Genomic DNA, 16,739 nt, shown 5'->3' with positions numbered 1-16,739 from the left:
AGCTGTATCGAGTCGCGGATTACTCCTTGTCCCCCCCATAATTCATGATCGACAACAACCGAATCGGCACCTGCACCAACTGCTCAGGCCCATGGGGAATCTCGCCTTCAAAGGTCAGGCTGTCGCCAGCTTCCATGCGATACAGCTGATTGCCATGCCGGTAAATCAACTCACCCTCCAGCAAATGCAGAAACTCGGTGCCGGGGTGGGAGAACGTCGGAAACTCCTCGCTCGCATCATCCATGCTCACCATGTACGCCTCGAAACTCTTCTTCGGCCCGCGCGTATGGTTGAGCAGGTGGTAGGTATGGCCCTTCTCGGTTCCCCGGCGCACCACTTCCATGCCCTGGTCACCCTTGACCAACAGGGCGCTGCCGTCCTGCTGGTCATATTCACTGAACAACTTGGACAGAGGCAGCCCAAGCACATCACATAAGCGGCTCAGGGTATCCAGACTGGTAGAGACCTGGGCGTTTTCAATCTTGCTCAACATGCCCTGGCTGATGTCGGCAATCTTGGCAACGTCGGACAGCTTGAGATCCTGGGCCTGGCGCTGGCGCTTGATCTGCAAACCCAGGTATTGCTCGAGCTTGAGGCGGGGGGCGGTTTCGGTGGACATAGTCATCAGATCCTGCACGGTTTCCGTTCAGTAATATTAATTTCGCACTGGGAAAGTGCAAGTGATGGCTCTTGATGGCCGTTCCTGGCTGCGTATTCCCACAGGGAAAAGAATTTTCCCATATATACAGCACAAAAGCGCTTTCTCCGGCACGTCGATGTGCCATTCGCGAAGCTGGCAAGGCTATTGCATTCCTGTAGAGAAACTAACTTTCTTTTTAGGAATAAAAAGACGGTCAAGCCCCTCCACACTGTTTTGCCTTTCGCGAGGAGTGTCACGCAATGTTGCCAGCAGAAACCCAGCGCATCATCGACAAGCACGGGATCAAGTACGTGCTTGCGCAGTTTGTGGATATACACGGTGCGGCCAAGACCAAGTCGGTGCCCATCTGCGGGCTCAAGACGGTGGCCGAAGAGGGCGCGGGGTTTGCCGGGTTCGCCATCAGCGGCATGGGCATGGAGCCCCATGGTCCGGACTTCATGGCGCGTGGCGATCTGTCGACATTGACCCCGGTGCCGTGGCAGCCGGGGTACGGCCGGGTGGTGTGCGTCGGCCATGTCGACGGCAAGCCTCATCCCTACGACAGCCGCTACGTGTTGCAACAGCAGGTGCAGCGCCTGCAGGACAAGGGCTGGACGCTGAACACCGGCCTGGAGCCCGAGTTCAACCTGATGCGCCGCGACGAGCGAGGCGCGTTGCAACTGGTCGACCCCAGCGACAACCTCGACAAGCCCTGCTACGACTACAAGGGCCTGTCGCGTTCGCGAGTGTTCCTCGAGCGCCTGACCGAAGCCTTGCAGGCAGTGGATTTCGAGGTCTATCAAATCGACCACGAAGACGCCAACGGCCAGTTCGAGATCAACTACACCTACAGCGATGCCTTGACCTCGGCCGACCGTTTCACCTTCTTTCGCATGGCCGCCGGCGAGATCGCCAATGAACTGGGCATGATCTGTTCCTTCATGCCCAAGCCCGACCCGAAACGCGCCGGCAACGGCATGCACTTTCACCTGTCGATCAGCAGCTTTGATAACAAAAACCTGTTCCATGACGCCAGCGACCCGAGCGGCATGGGCCTGTCGAAACTGGCCTATCACTTCGCCGCCGGCCTGCTCGCCCATGGCCCGGCGCTGTGTGCGTTCGCCGCGCCCACAGTCAACTCCTATAAGCGCCTGGTGGTGGGCAATTCGTTGTCCGGCGCGACGTGGGCGCCTGCCTTCATTGCGTTTGGCGCCAACAACCGTTCGGCCATGGTGCGCGTGCCTTACGGCCGCCTGGAGTTCCGCCTGCCGGACGCCGGTTGCAACCCGTATCTGGTCAGCGCCGCGATCATCGCGGCGGGCCTGGACGGCATCGATCGGCAGTTGGAAATCGACCATGTCTGCAACGAAAACCTCTACAGCCTGAGCCTGGAGCAGATCGCCGAGCGCGGCATCAAGACTCTGCCGCAATCGCTGAAGGAAGCCTGCGACGCGCTGGAAGCCGACGCGTTGTTCGCCGAGGTGCTGGGGCCGCAGATCGTGGGCGAGTTCATCAAGCTCAAGCGCATGGAGTGGGTGGAATACAGCCGCCATGTGAGCGACTGGGAAATCCAGCGCTACACCGAATTTTTCTGACACCGTGTGACGGAGACTTGTTATGTGTGGAATCGTAGGCCTGTACCTGAAGAATCCGCGGCTGGAACCCCAGCTCGGCAAGTTGTTTGAACCCATGCTGCACGCCATGACTGACCGTGGCCCGGACAGTGCGGGGTTTGCCATCTACGGCGATGAAGTCGCCGATGGTTGGGTCAAGCTGACCCTGCAAGCCACCACCGACGCCTTCGATTGGAACGCTTTGATGGGCGCGCTGGAAGGGCGTCTGGGTTGTTCGCTGGACTGGTTCCAGAACGCCAGTGCCGCTGTGCTGAAGATCCACGCCGACGAAGCCCCGGTGCGCCTGGCACTGGCCGAACTGGCGCCGAGCGTGCGCATCATGAGCGCCGGACGGAGCATCGAAATCCTCAAGGGCATGGGCCTGCCTGAGGACATTTCCCAGCGTTTCGGCCTGGCCAGCATGCAGGGCAGCCACATTATCGGCCACACCCGCATGGCCACCGAAAGCGCGGTGACCATGGAAGGCAGCCACCCGTTTTCCACCGGCGCCGACCTGTGCCTGGTGCACAACGGCTCGCTGTCCAACCACTTCCGCTTGCGCCAGGAGCTCAAGCGCGAAGGCATTCAGTTCGAAACCGACAACGACACCGAAGTCGCCGCCGGCTACCTGACCTGGCGTTTGCAACAGGGCGACTCGCTCAAAGAGGCGCTGGACCACTCCCTGGAAGACCTCGACGGCTTCTTCACCTTTGCCATCGGCACGCGCAACGGTTTTGCGGTGATCCGCGACCCGATTGCCTGCAAGCCGGCGATCCTCGCCGAGACCGACGACTACGTGGCCATGGCCTCGGAGTACCAGGCGCTGTCGAGTCTGCCGGGCATCGAGAACGCGCGGATCTGGGAGCCCGCCCCGGCCACGTTGTACATCTGGGAACGCGAGACAGCCGCTTAAGGAGCGCACACATGAAAACCATCGATCTTTCCACCGCCACCGTGCGTGACCTCAACCAGGCGCTGCATGCGCCGGTACTCGACAACGAATGGCGCGTCACCCATTCCAACGGCAAGCACAACCTCGCCGTCGGGGTGAACCAGCCGGTGTCCATCGATATCGAGGGCCACGCCGGTTACTACTGCGCGGGCATGAACCAGCAGGCGTCGATCACTGTGCACGGCAACGTCGGCGTGGGCTGCGCCGAGAACATGATGTCCGGCTCGGTGCGCGTCAAAGGCAGCGCGTCCCAGGCTGCCGGGGCGACGGCCCATGGTGGTTTGCTGGTGATCGAGGGCGACGCGGGCGCCGTTGCGGGATCTCCATGAAGGGCATCGACATCGTCGTCGGCGGCAGCATCGGCCATATGAGCTGCTTCATGGGCCAGGCCGGGCGTCTGGTGGTGTGCGGCGACGCCGGCGATGCGTTGGGCGATTCGCTGTATGAAACCCATATCTATGTCAAAGGCACGGTGGAGTCCCTGGGCTCGGACTGTGTCGAAAAAGAGATGCGCAATGAGCACCTGCAAGAGCTGCAGGAACTGCTGGATCGCGCCGGATTTGCCCATCAGGCGGCGGACTTCAAGCGCTACGGTTCGGCCCGCCAACTCTACAACTTCAAAGTCGACAACGCCTGCGCGTACTGATCAGGAGCTCCACCATGACTGAACAAACCCCTCCGGTCCTGCGCGAGTCGGCGACCTTCGACCGCCTGACTATCCAGGAAATCCAGCGCGCCGCCGAAACCGGCATCTACGACATTCGCGGTGGCGGCACCAAGCGCAAGCTGCCGCACTTCGATGACTTGCTGCTGCTCGGCGCCAGCGTGTCGCGTTACCCGCTGGAAGGCTATCGCGAGAAGTGCGGCACCGACGTGATCCTCGGCAACCGCTTCGCCAAGAAGCCGATCCATTTGAAGATTCCGGTGACCATCGCCGGCATGAGTTTCGGCGCGTTGTCGGCCAATGCCAAGGAAGCCCTGGGCCGCGGAGCGACCATCGCCGGCACCAGTACCACCACCGGTGACGGCGGCATGACCCCGGAAGAACGCGGCCAATCCCAGCACCTGGTGTACCAGTACCTGCCGTCGCGCTACGGCATGAACCCGGATGATTTGCGCAAGGCCGATGCCATCGAGATTGTTCTCGGCCAGGGCGCCAAGCCCGGTGGCGGCGGCATGTTGCTGGGCATGAAGGTCACCGAGCGCGTGGCCGGCATGCGCACCTTGCCTATCGGTGTGGACCAGCGCAGCGCCTGCCGCCACCCGGACTGGACCGGCCCCGATGACCTGGCAATCAAGATTGCCGAGCTGCGCGAAATCACCGATTGGGAAAAACCGATCTACGTGAAGATCGGCGCCAGCCGGCCGTATTACGACGTGAAGCTGGCGGTCAAGGCGGGGGCCGATGTGATCGTGCTCGACGGCATGCAAGGCGGCACCGCAGCGACCCAGGAAGTGTTTATCGAGCACGTCGGCATCCCGATTTTGTCGGCCATCCCCCAAGCGGTACAGGCTTTGCAGGAGATGGGCATGCACCGCAAGGTCCAGTTGATCGTATCGGGCGGGATTCGCAATGGTGCCGACGTGGCCAAGGCCATGGCGATGGGCGCCGATGCGGTGGCCATCGGCACGGCCGCGCTGATTGCCCTGGGTGACAACCACCCACGGCTGGATGCGGAGCTGAAAAAAATCGGCTCGGCCGCCGGCTTCTACGACGACTGGCAGAACGGCCGCGACCGGCCGGGATCACCACCCAGGACCCGGAGCTGTCCAAACGGCTGGACCCGGTGGAAGGCGGGCGACGCCTGGCCAATTACCTGCGGGTGATGGTACTGGAGGCGCAGACCATGGCGCGTGCATGCGGCAAATCGCACCTGCACAACCTCGACCCCGAGGACCTGGTCGCGCTGACCGTGGAATCGGCCGCCATGGCCCGGGTGCCGTTGGCGGGGACCAGCTGGGTGCCGGGTTCCGGTAGCGGTTACTGAGGCAGGAGCAGAACCTGTGGCGAGGCAGCTTGCTCCCGTTCGACAGCGCAGCTGGAGCCGGCTTTTTAGGGCTGCTTCACACCCCAGCGCAAGCAAGCTCCCTCCCATGACAAACATGCAAATCAAGGAGCCCGCCAAGAGGCTCTCCACACAACTACTGCTCACTGCCAGGCACATCCCATTTCTTTTGCAGGAGCTTTGAACATGGTCAATCGTCTTGTCGGCAAATCTCTTTTCGGCCTATTGGTCGCCAGTGCGTTTGCACCGCTGGCGCAGGCGGCCGATGCACCCACCTTGAACACCGGCAGCACCGCCTGGATGGTCACCGCCGCCGTGCTCGTGCTGTTCATGTGCTTGCCGGGGCTTGCGTTGTTCTATGGCGGACTGGTCCGCGCGAAAAACATGCTCTCGCTGTTCACCCAGTGCTTTGGTATCGCCGGGTTGGTGGGCGTGCTGTGGGTGATCTACGGCTACAGCATGGTGGTCGACACCACCGGCATGGTCGAGGGGCAGGTGACCTTCAACAGTTTTGTCGGCGGGCTGAGTCGCGCCTTTCTGGCCGGGATGACCCCCGAGAGCCTGGTGGGGGATATTCCGGAAGGGGTGTTCGTGACCTTCCAGATGACCTTCGCGATCATCACGCCGGCGCTGATCGCCGGGGCGTTTGCCGAACGCATGAAGTTTTCGGCGGCGCTGTGGTTCATGGCCCTCTGGTTCACCCTGGTGTATGCCCCGGTGGCGCACATGGTGTGGGGCGGTTCAGGGGCCTTGATGCATAACTGGGGTGTGCTCGATTTTGCCGGCGGCACCGCCGTGCACATCAATGCCGGTGTGGCTGCGCTCGCCGCGTGCCTGATCCTCGGCAAGCGCAAGGGCTACCAGAACACGCCGATGCCGGCGCATAACCTCAGCCTGACCATGGCCGGCGCGGCCATGCTGTGGGTGGGTTGGTTCGGCTTCAATATCGGCTCCGGTGGCGGCCTCAACGGTACCTCAGGGATTGTCATGCTCAACACCCAGCTGGTGCGTGCGCCGGGATTCTGGGCTGGATGTTCACCGAGTGGTTCAAGGTCGGCAAGCCGAGCGCCTTGGGCCTGGCCAGCGGCGCGTTGGCCGGTCTGGTGGGCATCACCCCGGCGTGCGCGTATGTCGGCGTCGGCGGTGCGTTGGCTATCGGCTTGCTGTGCGGGGTGTTCTGCTACTTGAGCGTGACGGTGCTCAAGCGCCGCTTCGGCTACGACGACAGCCTCGACGTGTTCGGCCTGCACGGCATCGGCGGCATGATCGGTGCAGTGTTGACCGGTGTGTTCTGCGTACCGTCCATGGGCGGCCTGGTGGAAGGCGTGACCATGGGCGCCCAAGTGGTGGCCCAGATCAAAGGCGTGTTGCTGACCACGGTGTACTGCTTCGTGATCAGCTGGATCATCCTCAAGGTGGTCAACGCCCTGGTCGGCCTGCGTGCGCATGAATCGGTTGAAGACATGGGGTTGGACCTGGCCGAGCATAACGAGCGGGCCTACAACCACTGATCGTTCGACTGGATGAATGCAGCTAAAAATGTGGGAGGGGGCAAGCCCCTTCCACATTGATCTCGACATGGGAAGCTCAATGCGCCCCGGCCGCCTTGTTCAAATCACTCTCCACCCACTCGGTATACACACACGCATCCGCCGTCGCCCAGCGCACGCGCACCGGGTCGCCGGCCTTGAGCGGCATGCCGGCAGCGGACAGTGCCTTGACCGTCATCGAGGTGCCACCGAGGGTTTTCACCGTGCAGGTCTGGCTTTCACCAAGAAACAGCACTTCACCCACAATCGCCGACACTTCATTCCAGCCAGCCACCAACGGTTGCTCGGCGGCCTGTTCGATGCTCAGCGCCAGGGCTTTTTCCGGGCGTACCATCAGCAGTACGTCTTGCTCGGTGTGCAGCCCGGTGGTCAGGCGGATCGACAGCGACTGGCCTTCGAACGACGCCACCGCATTGCCCTGGGCCTTGAGCTTGAGGAAGTTGGAGTTGCCGAGGAACGACGCCACGAACGCGTTCGGCGGGTTCTGGTACAAGTCGAAGCCGCTGCCCAGGCCGACGATCTTGCCGTGGCTGAAAATCGCGATGCGCTGGGACAGGCGCATGGCTTCTTCCTGGTCGTGGGTGACGTAAACGATGGTGATGCCCAGGCGCCGGTGCAACTGGCGCAGTTCGTCCTGCAAGTCTTCACGCAGCTTTTTGTCGAGGGCTCCGAGGGGTTCGTCCATCAGCAGGATGCGTGGCTCGTACACCAGCGCGCGGGCGATGGCGACCCGTTGCTGCTGGCCGCCAGACAATTGCGAAGGGCGGCGGTGGGCGAAGGGTTCCAGCTGCACCAGCTTGAGCATGGCATCGACGCGTTTTTCGCGTTCGGCGCTGGCCAGTTTGCGGATCGCCAGAGGGAAGGCGATGTTGTCGCGCACCGACAAATGCGGGAACAGCGAGTAACGCTGGAACACCATACCGATGTCGCGTTTGTGCGGCGGTACGTTGACCAGGGATTGGCCGCCCACGAGGATCTCGCCGCTGCTCGGCGTTTCAAAGCCGGCGAGCATCGACAAGGTGGTGCTTTTGCCCGAGCCGCTGGAACCGAGAAAGGTCAGGAATTCGCCGTCCTTGATGTCCAGCGAGATGTTATCCACGGCAGCAAATTCGCCATAGAACTTGTTCAGGTTGCGCAGGCTCACCAGGCTTTGGCCAGGGGTTTGCGCGGGGTCTTTGATCACTGCACTCATGTCTTAATCCTCGGCGCTCAAGCGCGGGTTTCGGTGCGCCGGCGAACGGCGGCGGCAATCACCATGACCAGTACCGACAGGCCGATCAGCAGCGTCGAGGCGACGGCGATCACAGGCGTCAGGTCCTGGCGCAGGGTGGTCCACATTTTTACGGGAAGGGTTTGCAGGGTCGGGCTGGCCATCATCACGCTGAGCACGACCTCGTCCCACGAGACAAGAAAGGCAAACAGCGCACCGGCTACCATGCCGGGGCGAATGGCCGGGAAGGTCACCTTGAACACCGCCTGCAAGCGCGAGGCGCCGCAGATCACCGCCGCGTCTTCAATCGACTGGTCGAACAGCTTCAGCGAGTTGATGATCGAGATGATGGTGAACGGCAGCGCGACGATCACATGGCTGACCACAAAGGCGAACATCGTGCCGGTGTAGCCGAGCTTGAGGAATAGTGCATACACCGCCACCGCGATGATCACCAGCGGCACGATCATCGGCAGGGTGAACAGGCCGTAGAGCAGCTCGCGGCCAGGAAAGCGCCCGCGCACCAGGGCAAACGCAGTGGGCAGGCCGAGGGCGACGGCAAACACCGTGGTCAGGACCGCGACCTTGAGGCTGGCCATGGCGGCGTTCATCCAATCGGGGTTGGAAAAAAACTGGCCGTACCATTTGAGCGTCCAGCCGGGCGGCGGGAACACCAGCCATTGCGACGAGCCGAAGGACAGCAGCACGATAAATACGATCGGCAACAGCAGGAACAGACCGATCACGCCGGTGGTGGTATAGAGGCCCAGGCGCATCCTGCGGCTCATGGCGTTGGGGGTCAGGAGCATGATGGCTTACCTCGCGTTGCTGGCGCCAACCGGGGATTCCGGCTGAAGCTTCAGGTAGAAGTAGAACAGCACCAGCGTGATGACGATCAGCAACGCGGCGCCGGCGCTGGCCAGGCCCCAATTGAGGAACGACTGCACCTGCTGGATGATGAACTCGGGCAGCATCATGTTCTGCGCACCGCCGAGCAGTGCCGGGGTGACGTAGTAACCGAGGGACATCACAAACACCATCAAGCCGCCGGAAAACAGCCCCGGCCGACACAGCGGCAGGAAGACGCGGAAGAAGTTGGTCCAGGGGCTGGCGCCACAGATCGAGCCGGCCTGCAGAATCATCGGGTCGATGGCCTGCATGGTCGCCTGCAACGGCAGCACAATGAACGGAATCATGATGTAGCTCATGCCGATCACCACGCCGGTGAGGTTGTGCACCATCTCCAGCGGCTGATCGATGATGCCCATGGCCATCAGCGCCTTGTTGATCACCCCGGATGCTTGCAGCAAGACCAGCCAGGAATAGGTGCGGGCCAGCAAGCTGGTCCACATCGACAACAGCACGATGCTCAGCATCCAGCGGCCCCAACCGCGTGGCACCAGGGTAATCGCCCAAGCCAGCGGGAAGCCCAGCAACAGGCTGAACAAGGTCACCAGGCCCGCCACCGAAAAGGTGTTGAGCAGCACCCGTGCATAGGCCGAGTTGGCGAACAGCTGTTCATAGTTGCCCAGGCCCGGCGTGGGTTCCAGCACGCCGCGCAGCAACAGGCCGATCAGCGGTGCGAGAAAGAACAAGCCCAGGAACAGCAGGGCCGGGATCAGGTTGCTCGACCCCCGCCAGCGTTGTGCCAGGGACGGCGAGTTGGCGTTACCCGGTACCGCGCCGGCAGCGCCGAGGGCGCTCCCGGTCGGTGTGGTTGCCGTCATTTTCATTTGACTAGCCATTCATTCCACCGTGTTGCAATGGCCGGACCGTTCTTGGCCCAGTAGGCGAAATCGAGGGTGATCTGGTCGTTGACGTACGCCGTCGGCAGGTTGGGCGCGAGGACCGAGTCCAGGCGTTGCACGCTGTCGATGTTGACCGGTGCATAGGCTGTCAGGTTGGAGAAATCGGCCTGGCCCTTGGCGCTGCTGGCGTTGGCCAGGAACTTCATGGCGGCGGCTTTGTTCTTGCTGCCTTTTGGCACAACAAGGATGTCAGCCATGACCAGGTTCTGCTTCCAGCTTACGCCGACCGGCGCGCCGTCTTCCTGGAGCGCGTGAATGCGGCCGTTCCAGAACTGGCCCATGCTGACCTCACCCGAGGCCAACAGCTGCTGCGACTGCGCGCCGCCGCCCCACCAGACGATGTCTTTCTTGATCGTGTCGAGTTTCTTGAAGGCGCGGTCCAGGTCCAGCGGGTAGAGCTTGTCGGCGGGGACGCCATCGGCCAGCAATGCCAACTCGAGCACGCCAGGGCTGGGCCATTTGTAAAGGGCGCGTTTGCCGGGGTAGGTTTTGGTGTCGAACAGCGCGGTCCAGTCCTGCGGTTTGCCGGCGCCGAGCTTGCCTTCGTTGTAGCCGAGCACGAAGGAGAAGAAGAATGAACCCACGCCATGGTCGGAGACGAAACGCGGGTCGATCTTGTCGCGTTGGATCACCGAGAAGTCGAGGGGTTCGAGCAGGCCTTCGGCGGCGGCGCGCAAGGCGAAGTCGGCCTCCACATCCACCACGTCCCACTGCACGTTGCCGCTTTCGACCATGGCCTTGAGCTTGCCGTAGTCGGTCGGGCCATCCTGCACTACGGTGATACCGCTGGCCTTGCTGAACGGGTCAGCCCACGCCTGCTTCTGCGCATCCTGGGTGCTACCGCCCCAGCTCACGAAATTGACGCTTTCGGCCGCCATGGCCGCGTGAGTGGCCGTGGCCAACAAGCCCGCGAACAACACTGCGGTAACACGTTTGTTCAACACCATTTTCACGCCCTCATTTGTTTTGTTATTGAGCGGGCTGGTAATGCCCGCCTATCGGGAGCAGTAGGTCTGTCGGGGCGTCTACTCGATACCCCAAAAGGCGACCGTGCCAAGGGCTGTTGTGGGTGCTTTCCCTGGCGGGTGCACTTGGCGAAAGCGTTCGGTCTATGGAATATCATATTATGGTATTCCAAGCTTTGTGCAAGCATTTTGCCTTACCGGTTATCCGTCATTCGGTAAAGGGGATGCTCTCCACCACCTCTAGATCGTAGCCGGTAAGCCCGGCATATTTGAGCGGCGGGCCGAGGTGACGCAGTTTGCCGACACCAAGGTCCTGCAATATCTGCGCCCCGGTGCCTACTTCGGAATAAATCCGCGATTGCGAGCGGTTGAACTGGCGCGGCGCCTGGGTCAGTTGCGGCACGCGCTCCAGCAGGGCCTGGGATGATTCATGATTGGCCAGCACCACCACCACGCCACTGCCTTCGGCCGCCACGCGTTGCAAGGCGGCCCACAGTGTCCAGTTCGACGGGCCGCTGTACTCGGCGCCCACCAGGTCGCGCAGCGGGTCGATCACATGCACGCGCACCAGGGTCGGTTCGTCACGGCGCGGCTGGCCCATGACCATCGCCATGTGCACGCCGCCGTCGATGCGGTCTTCGAAGGTGATCAGGCGGAACGTGCCATGCACCGTCGGCAGGTCGCGCTCGCCGATGCGCTGCACGGTGCGTTCGGTGCTAAGGCGATAGTGGATAAGGTCGGCGATGGTGCCGATCTTGATGCCATGCCTGCGCGCGAACACTTCCAGGTCCGGTCGGCGCGCCATGGTGCCGTCATCGTTCATCACTTCGACGATCACCGACGCCGGTGTATGCCCGGCCAGGCGCGCCAGGTCGCAACCGGCTTCGGTGTGGCCGGCGCGGGTGAGCACGCCGCCGTCCTTGGCGCGCAACGGGAAGATATGCCCCGGTTGCACAATATCGGCCGGCCCTGCGTTGCTGGCGACAGCTGCGGCCACAGTGCGCGCGCGGTCGGCGGCGGAGATACCCGTGGTCACCCCGCTGGCGGCTTCGATGGACACGGTAAACGCGGTACTGAACACGCTGCCGTTGCTGGGCACCATCTGTTCCAGGCCGAGGCGGCGGCAGTGCTCGTCGGTGAGTGTCAGGCAGATCAGACCACGGGCTTCACGGGCCATGAAGCTGATAGTCTCGGCGGTGCAGCAGGCGGCGGGCAACAACAGGTCGCCTTCGTTTTCCCGGTCTTCGTCGTCCACCAGGAGCACCATCTTGCCTTGGCGGTAGTCTTCGATGATGTCTGCGATGCTGTTGAAGGACATGGAGAGTGCTCGATTTGTTGGTTGTATGTATTATGGTATACCACAAATTCTAAACAAGAGGATGTACCGATGAAGGCCTATTGGATTGCCCATGTAGATGTGTCCGATGCAGAGCAGTACACGCAGTACACCCAGCGCGCGCCGGCGGCGTTTGCGAAGTTCGGCGGACGCTTTCTGGCCAGGGGCGGGCGCAGTGAGGCGATGGAAGGTGGGCCGGCACGGCAGCGTAATGTGGTGATTGAGTTTGAGAGTTATGAGCAGGCGGTGGCGTGCTACGAGTCTGCCGAATATCAGGAGGCGAAGGGGCACCGGGAGGGAGCGGGGGTGGCGCAGATCATCATCGTGGAAGGGCTGGCGCTCTAGGTATCAAGCCAAACAGTGGTCCAGATGTGGGAGGGGGCTTGAGGTCAGCGGATGAAATGGATCTTGCCGCTGTCGTCATTGCCGATATAGATGCCATACACCCCAGCCTGGCGCTCTTCGATATACCGTTCGAGGATCTGCCGGATCGCCGGGTAGTAGATGCTGTCCCAGGGAATGTCCTCGGGTGCGAAGAATTTATAGTCCAACGTCTCCGGCCCGAACTCGCCGGTGATCTCCAGCGCGATGGCGCGGAAGATGATGTACACCTCGCTGATCCTGGGCACGCTGAAGATGGAGTAGGGCGACACGATCTCGGCGCGTACGCCGCTTTCTTCCCAGACTTCGCGCAGCGCCGCCTGTTCGGTGGTTTCGCCACCTTCCATGAAACCGGCGGGGAGCGTCCAGGTGCCGGGGCGCGGCGGGATTGCGCGCTGGCACAGCAGGTATTTGCCGTCCTGCTCGATGATGCAGCCGGCGATGATCTTGGGGTTGATGTAGTGGATATAGCCGCAGCCTCGGCACATCAGGCGCTCATGGGTATCGCCCGGTGGCAGCTGGTGACCGAGGTCACTGCCGCCGCAGGTCGGGCAAAAACGCGGGCTGGGCATGGTCAGTGGCCTATGCGCGGTTCTTTGAGTGCGATGGGCAGGGTGATTTCCGGAACTTTCCCGGTTTCTTCCTGTTTGCGCTTGAGGTAATCCAGAGCCACGGCGGCGGCGGCGCGTACGTGGTCGACGCAGGCCTGGTGTGCCGCCAGCGGATCGCCGCTCTTGATCGCCTGGACCATGCGTTCCATTTCCTGGTTGCTGGTGCCGCGACGGTTTTCCTGGGACACCGAGGTGGCGCGCAGGTAGCTGATACGAGCCTGCAACTGGCGCAACTGGGTGGCCGCGACGTGGTTGCCCGACCCTTCGAGCAATACGTCGTAGAAACCCTGGACCGAGTCGATGACCTGTTGCAGTTCACCGTCCTTGAGGGCCTTGCGGTTTTCTTCCAGGGCTTTTTCCAGGGCCTTGATGTCCTTGGCCTTGGCGCGCAGGGTGAACAGCTGCACGATCAAGCCTTCAAGCACGCAGCGCAGTTCATAAATGTCGACGGCATCGGCCAGGGTGATGATTGCCACCTGCGGGCCCTTGGCATCGGCGAATTCCACCAGGCCTTCGGATTCCAGGTGACGCAGCGCTTCGCGCACCGAGGTACGGCTGACGCCCAGGCGGTCGCACAGGTCGCGTTCCACCAGGCGATCACCGGGCAGGAGCTGAAAGTTCATGATGGCGCTGCGCAGTTTTTCCAACACGATTTCGCGCAGGGTGACCGGGTTGTGATTGACCTTGAAGCTGTCGTCGAGAGGCGCGCGTTTCATGGGGGCTGCTCTGAATTTAGCGGTTGACTGGAGGCTGGGCCGATGAAAGGCCGAAATCATGCGCAAGTTTATCACGCCGGGTTCTTGAAGCGACAAACCCTCTCGACCCCGGCCCGCCTCAAGCCAGGGTGGGCAGCGGGCCGAGCTTGCCCTTGTGATAGATCATCGGCGTGACCGGTTGCTCGGGCAGGATCAGGTTCTTCACCGCGCCGACGATGATCGCGTGGTCGCCGCCATCGTATTCGCGCCACAGCTCGCATTCGATGATCGCCGTGGCCTTGGCCAGCAGCGGGTTGCCCAGTTCGCTCAAATGCCACTCGATACCCTTGGCTTTTTCCTTGCCCTTGCTGGCAAAGGCATAGGCTTCGGCGGTCTGGTCGGCGGACAGCAGGTGTATCGCAAAGCGCTTGCTGTCGCGCAGCACCGGGTAGGTGTCCGAGGCGTAGTTGGGGCAGAACAGCACCAGCGCCGGGTCGATTGACAGCGCGCTGAACGCGCTGGCGGTAATGCCGACGATGCCACCCTGCGGGTCGAGGGTGGTGACCACCGTGACACCGGATGGGAAGGAACTCATCACGTCTTTATAAATGCCGGGTTCGATCATGGTCGTAAACTCTTAACGCATCACAAAGGGATCAGGCATGGGCGCCTGGGAGAGGTTGATCCACACCGTCTTCAGCTCGGTATAGGCCAGCACCGAATCGATGCCGCTTTCGCGTCCGTAGCCGCTGTTCTTGAAGCCGCCGATGGGCGCCATGGCCGATACGGCACGGTAGGTGTTGACCCAAATGATCCCCGAACGCACGTCGCGCGCCAGGCGGTGGGCGCGGCCGAGGTCGCGGGTCCAGATGCCGGCGGCAAGGCCGAACTGCGAGTCGTTGGCGATGGCCAGCGCTTCGGCTTCGTCCTTGAAGCGGATCACCGAGGCCACCGGGCCGAACACTTCTTCCTGCATGATCTTCATCGAGTTGCGGTCGCACTCGAACAGCGTCGGCTCATAGAACCAGCCTTCGCCGAGGTTCTGCGCTCGCTTGCCACCGGTGCGCAGGCGCGCGCCTTCGGCGATGGCATCCGCGACCAGGCCTTCGACCACGGCCAGTTGCTGGGCGGTGGCCATGGGGCCCATTTCGCTGGCGTCGTCCTGAGGGTTGCCGATGCGGATACGTTGGGCGCGCTCGACCAGGCGCTCGACGAACTCGTCGTAGATTTCGTCCTGTACCAACAGGCGCGAGCCGGACACGCAGCTTTGCCCGGACGCGGCATAAATCCCGGCAATCGCGCCGTTGATGGCGCTGTCGAGGTCGGCGTCGGCAAAGATGATGTTCGGCGACTTGCCGCCCAGTTCCAGGGACAGCTTGGCGAAGTTCTCCGCGCTGCTGCGTACCACATGCCGGGCCGTGGCCGCGCCACCGGTAAAGGCGATCTTGCGCACCAGCGGGTGGCGGGTGAGGGCGGCGCCGGTACTGGGGCCAAAGCCTGTGACCACGTTGACCACACCCGGTGGAATCCCGGCTTCAAGGGCCAGACGGGCCAGCTCGAGGATGGTCGCCGAAGCGTGTTCCGACGGTTTGATCACGATGGTATTGCCCGCCGCCAGGGCCGGGGCGAGTTTGATTGCGGTGAGGTACAGCGGGCTGTTCCACGGAATGATCGCGGCGACCACGCCCATGGCTTCGTGCACGGTGTAGGCGAACAGATCGGGCTTGTCCAGCGGCAGGGTGCCGCCTTCGAGCTTGTCGGCCAGGCCTGCGGTGTAATGGAAAAACTCCGGCAGGTAACTGACCTGGCCGCGGGTTTCGCGGATCAGTTTGCCGTTGTCGCGGCTTTCCAGCTGGGCCAGATGCTCTTTGTTCTCGGCGATCAGGTCGCCGAGGCGACGCAACAATTTGCCCCGTGCGGTGGCGGTAAGGCCGCGCCAGGCCGGGCTTTCGAAAGCGTTTTGCGCGGCCTGTACGGCGCGCTCCACATCGGCCTCGTCGGCATCGGGCAGTTGCGCCCACGGCTGGGCCAGCGCCGGATTGAGGCTGTCAAAGGTCTTGCCGGACAGGGCATCGACCCATTCACCGCCGATGCACATCTGGAAGCGTTCAAGCGTCATGCCACGATCCCCTTTATCGGGTGTTGTTGGGAGTGTGCCGTTTCAAGAAAACCCAGCAGCAGCTGGTTGACCAGGCGCGGCGATTCTACCGGCATCATATGCCGTTGCTCGGGCAGCACGGCCACGGTCGCGCCGGGAATGCGGTCGGCCAGTTGCCGAGCCATCTGCGGCGTGGAGCCTGGGTCCAGTTCCCCGGTGGCAACCAGGGTCGGTGCCTGGATACTGCCCAGGTCATCGGCGCGGTACATGTCCTGGGTGGCAAACAGTTCGTAAGTCGTGAGGTAACCCTGGGGATCGTTGCCCGCCAGGGTCTCGCGCAGCGCGGCGATCTGCGCCGGGTTGGCCGCCTGGTATTCACGGCTGAACCAGCGTGACAGCGCGGCTTCGGCATTCGCATCCGGGCCGTGTTCAGCGGCCTGGGCGGTACGCGCGATCACCCCTTCACGTTGTTCCGGGCTGCGGTTGAACACACTGTTGAGCACCACCAGGCTGTGCAGGCGTTCCGGGTAATGCAGCGCAAACGCGCGAGCCACCAGGCCACCCATGGAAAAACCGATCACCGTGGCCTTGGCCAGTTGCAGGTGGTCGAGCAGCTCCAGCAACTGGTCGGCATACCCGAGCAGCGGCGTGCCGGAAGCCGGGCGCGGGCTGGCGCCGTGACCGAGCATGTCGTAGCTGATCACGCGGTAATGGGCGGCCAGGCCGACCACCTGGCCGCCCCACATTTCTTTATTCAGGCCCACGCCGTGGATCAAAACCACAGGCTGACCTTGGCCGGTCGCCAGGTAACTGGTGCCAGCCGGTGTGTGTTCAGCGGTGAGCCGAATCATGGAGCGCTCCTGCATGCTTTTTG

At 62.5% G+C, this 16,739-nt stretch carries 14 protein-coding genes and 3 pseudogenes; 6 read left to right on the top strand and 11 right to left on the bottom strand.

Translation table 11 applies throughout. The features are described 5' to 3' along the window. Window positions 1-19 precede the first annotated feature (19 nt). Window positions 20-619, bottom strand: coding sequence for a helix-turn-helix domain-containing protein (locus tag JWR98_RS12545; protein ID WP_078732725.1), 600 nt, complete (start codon window positions 617-619; stop codon window positions 20-22). Window positions 620-900: 281 nt separating this feature from the next. Here JWR98_RS12545 and glnT point away from each other — a divergent pair, with 281 nt between their 5' ends. The 5 genes and pseudogenes from glnT (at window position 901) to JWR98_RS12520 (ending at window position 6,722) form a co-directional block, all read left to right on the top strand. Then, window positions 901-2,235, top strand: coding sequence for a type III glutamate--ammonia ligase (glnT, locus tag JWR98_RS12540; protein WP_078732726.1), 1,335 nt, complete (start codon window positions 901-903; stop codon window positions 2,233-2,235). Between the two features lie 22 nt (window positions 2,236-2,257). After that, a complete protein-coding gene (locus JWR98_RS12535) occupies window positions 2,258-3,166 on the top strand; it encodes a class II glutamine amidotransferase (RefSeq protein WP_078732727.1) in 909 nt (302 codons plus the stop codon). An 11-nt stretch (window positions 3,167-3,177) separates the two neighbouring features. Then, window positions 3,178-3,851 (top strand): annotated as a pseudogene (locus JWR98_RS12530) (protein glxC). A 14-nt stretch (window positions 3,852-3,865) separates the two neighbouring features. After that, window positions 3,866-5,193, top strand: a pseudogene (locus JWR98_RS12525) (FMN-binding glutamate synthase family protein). 204 nt (window positions 5,194-5,397) lie between these two features. Next, window positions 5,398-6,722 (top strand): annotated as a pseudogene (locus JWR98_RS12520) (ammonium transporter). A gap of 76 nt (window positions 6,723-6,798) precedes the next feature. Here JWR98_RS12520 and JWR98_RS12515 read toward each other — a convergent pair. The 5 genes from JWR98_RS12515 to ribBA all read right to left on the bottom strand — a co-directional run bounded on the left by JWR98_RS12515 (window position 6,799) and on the right by ribBA (window position 12,062). Beyond that, entirely contained in the window at window positions 6,799-7,953 is a 1,155-nt protein-coding gene (locus JWR98_RS12515; RefSeq protein WP_078732732.1) for an ABC transporter ATP-binding protein, read from the bottom strand. Between the two features lie 17 nt (window positions 7,954-7,970). Next, window positions 7,971-8,780 carry an ABC transporter permease gene (locus tag JWR98_RS12510; protein WP_003173320.1) on the bottom strand — a complete coding sequence of 270 codons (810 nt, stop codon included), beginning with the start codon at window positions 8,778-8,780 and terminating at the stop codon, window positions 7,971-7,973. 6 nt (window positions 8,781-8,786) lie between these two features. Beyond that, window positions 8,787-9,704, bottom strand: coding sequence for an ABC transporter permease (locus tag JWR98_RS12505; protein WP_078732733.1), 918 nt, complete (start codon window positions 9,702-9,704; stop codon window positions 8,787-8,789). Next, window positions 9,701-10,726, bottom strand: coding sequence for an ABC transporter substrate-binding protein (locus JWR98_RS12500; RefSeq protein ID WP_078732734.1), 1,026 nt, complete (start codon window positions 10,724-10,726; stop codon window positions 9,701-9,703). The genes JWR98_RS12505 and JWR98_RS12500 overlap by 4 nt, the downstream gene beginning before the upstream one ends. 226 nt (window positions 10,727-10,952) lie before the next feature. Further along, complete coding sequence (gene ribBA, locus JWR98_RS12495) at window positions 10,953-12,062, bottom strand: bifunctional 3,4-dihydroxy-2-butanone-4-phosphate synthase/GTP cyclohydrolase II (protein WP_205490175.1); 1,110 nt, start codon at window positions 12,060-12,062, stop codon at window positions 10,953-10,955. 69 nt (window positions 12,063-12,131) lie between these two features. Here ribBA and JWR98_RS12490 point away from each other — a divergent pair, with 69 nt between their 5' ends. Continuing rightward, the gene (locus JWR98_RS12490; protein ID WP_003173324.1) at window positions 12,132-12,425 is read left to right on the top strand and encodes a DUF1330 domain-containing protein; all 294 of its coding nucleotides are present in this window, start codon (window positions 12,132-12,134) and stop codon (window positions 12,423-12,425) included. A 44-nt stretch (window positions 12,426-12,469) separates the two neighbouring features. Here JWR98_RS12490 and JWR98_RS12485 read toward each other — a convergent pair whose 3' ends face one another. The 5 genes from JWR98_RS12485 to JWR98_RS12465 form a co-directional block, all read right to left on the bottom strand. Beyond that, the gene (locus tag JWR98_RS12485) at window positions 12,470-13,033 is read right to left on the bottom strand and encodes an NUDIX hydrolase (protein ID WP_003173325.1); all 564 of its coding nucleotides are present in this window, start codon (window positions 13,031-13,033) and stop codon (window positions 12,470-12,472) included. A 2-nt stretch (window positions 13,034-13,035) separates the two neighbouring features. Continuing rightward, window positions 13,036-13,788: a GntR family transcriptional regulator gene (locus tag JWR98_RS12480; RefSeq protein WP_003173326.1), complete on the bottom strand. Its 753-nt coding sequence runs from the start codon at window positions 13,786-13,788 to the stop codon at window positions 13,036-13,038. A 118-nt stretch (window positions 13,789-13,906) separates the two neighbouring features. Further along, on the bottom strand, window positions 13,907-14,392 hold the full coding sequence (locus JWR98_RS12475) for a flavin reductase family protein (RefSeq protein WP_003173327.1): 486 nt from the start codon (window positions 14,390-14,392) through the stop codon (window positions 13,907-13,909). Between the two features lie 12 nt (window positions 14,393-14,404). Further along, entirely contained in the window at window positions 14,405-15,886 is a 1,482-nt protein-coding gene (locus tag JWR98_RS12470; RefSeq protein ID WP_003173328.1) for an aldehyde dehydrogenase, read from the bottom strand. Beyond that, a complete protein-coding gene (locus JWR98_RS12465; protein WP_078732735.1) occupies window positions 15,883-16,716 on the bottom strand; it encodes an alpha/beta fold hydrolase in 834 nt (277 codons plus the stop codon). Before JWR98_RS12465 ends, JWR98_RS12470 begins: the two co-directional genes overlap by 4 nt. Window positions 16,717-16,739: the final 23 nt, after the last annotated feature.

The sequence above is a fragment of the Pseudomonas lactucae genome (assembly GCF_016937615.1).
In the GTDB taxonomy this organism is placed as follows: Bacteria; Pseudomonadota; Gammaproteobacteria; order Pseudomonadales; family Pseudomonadaceae; genus Aquipseudomonas; species Aquipseudomonas lactucae.
The sequence above is the reverse complement of the archived record's forward strand: the minus strand, read 5'-3'. Positions and strand labels throughout refer to the sequence as shown.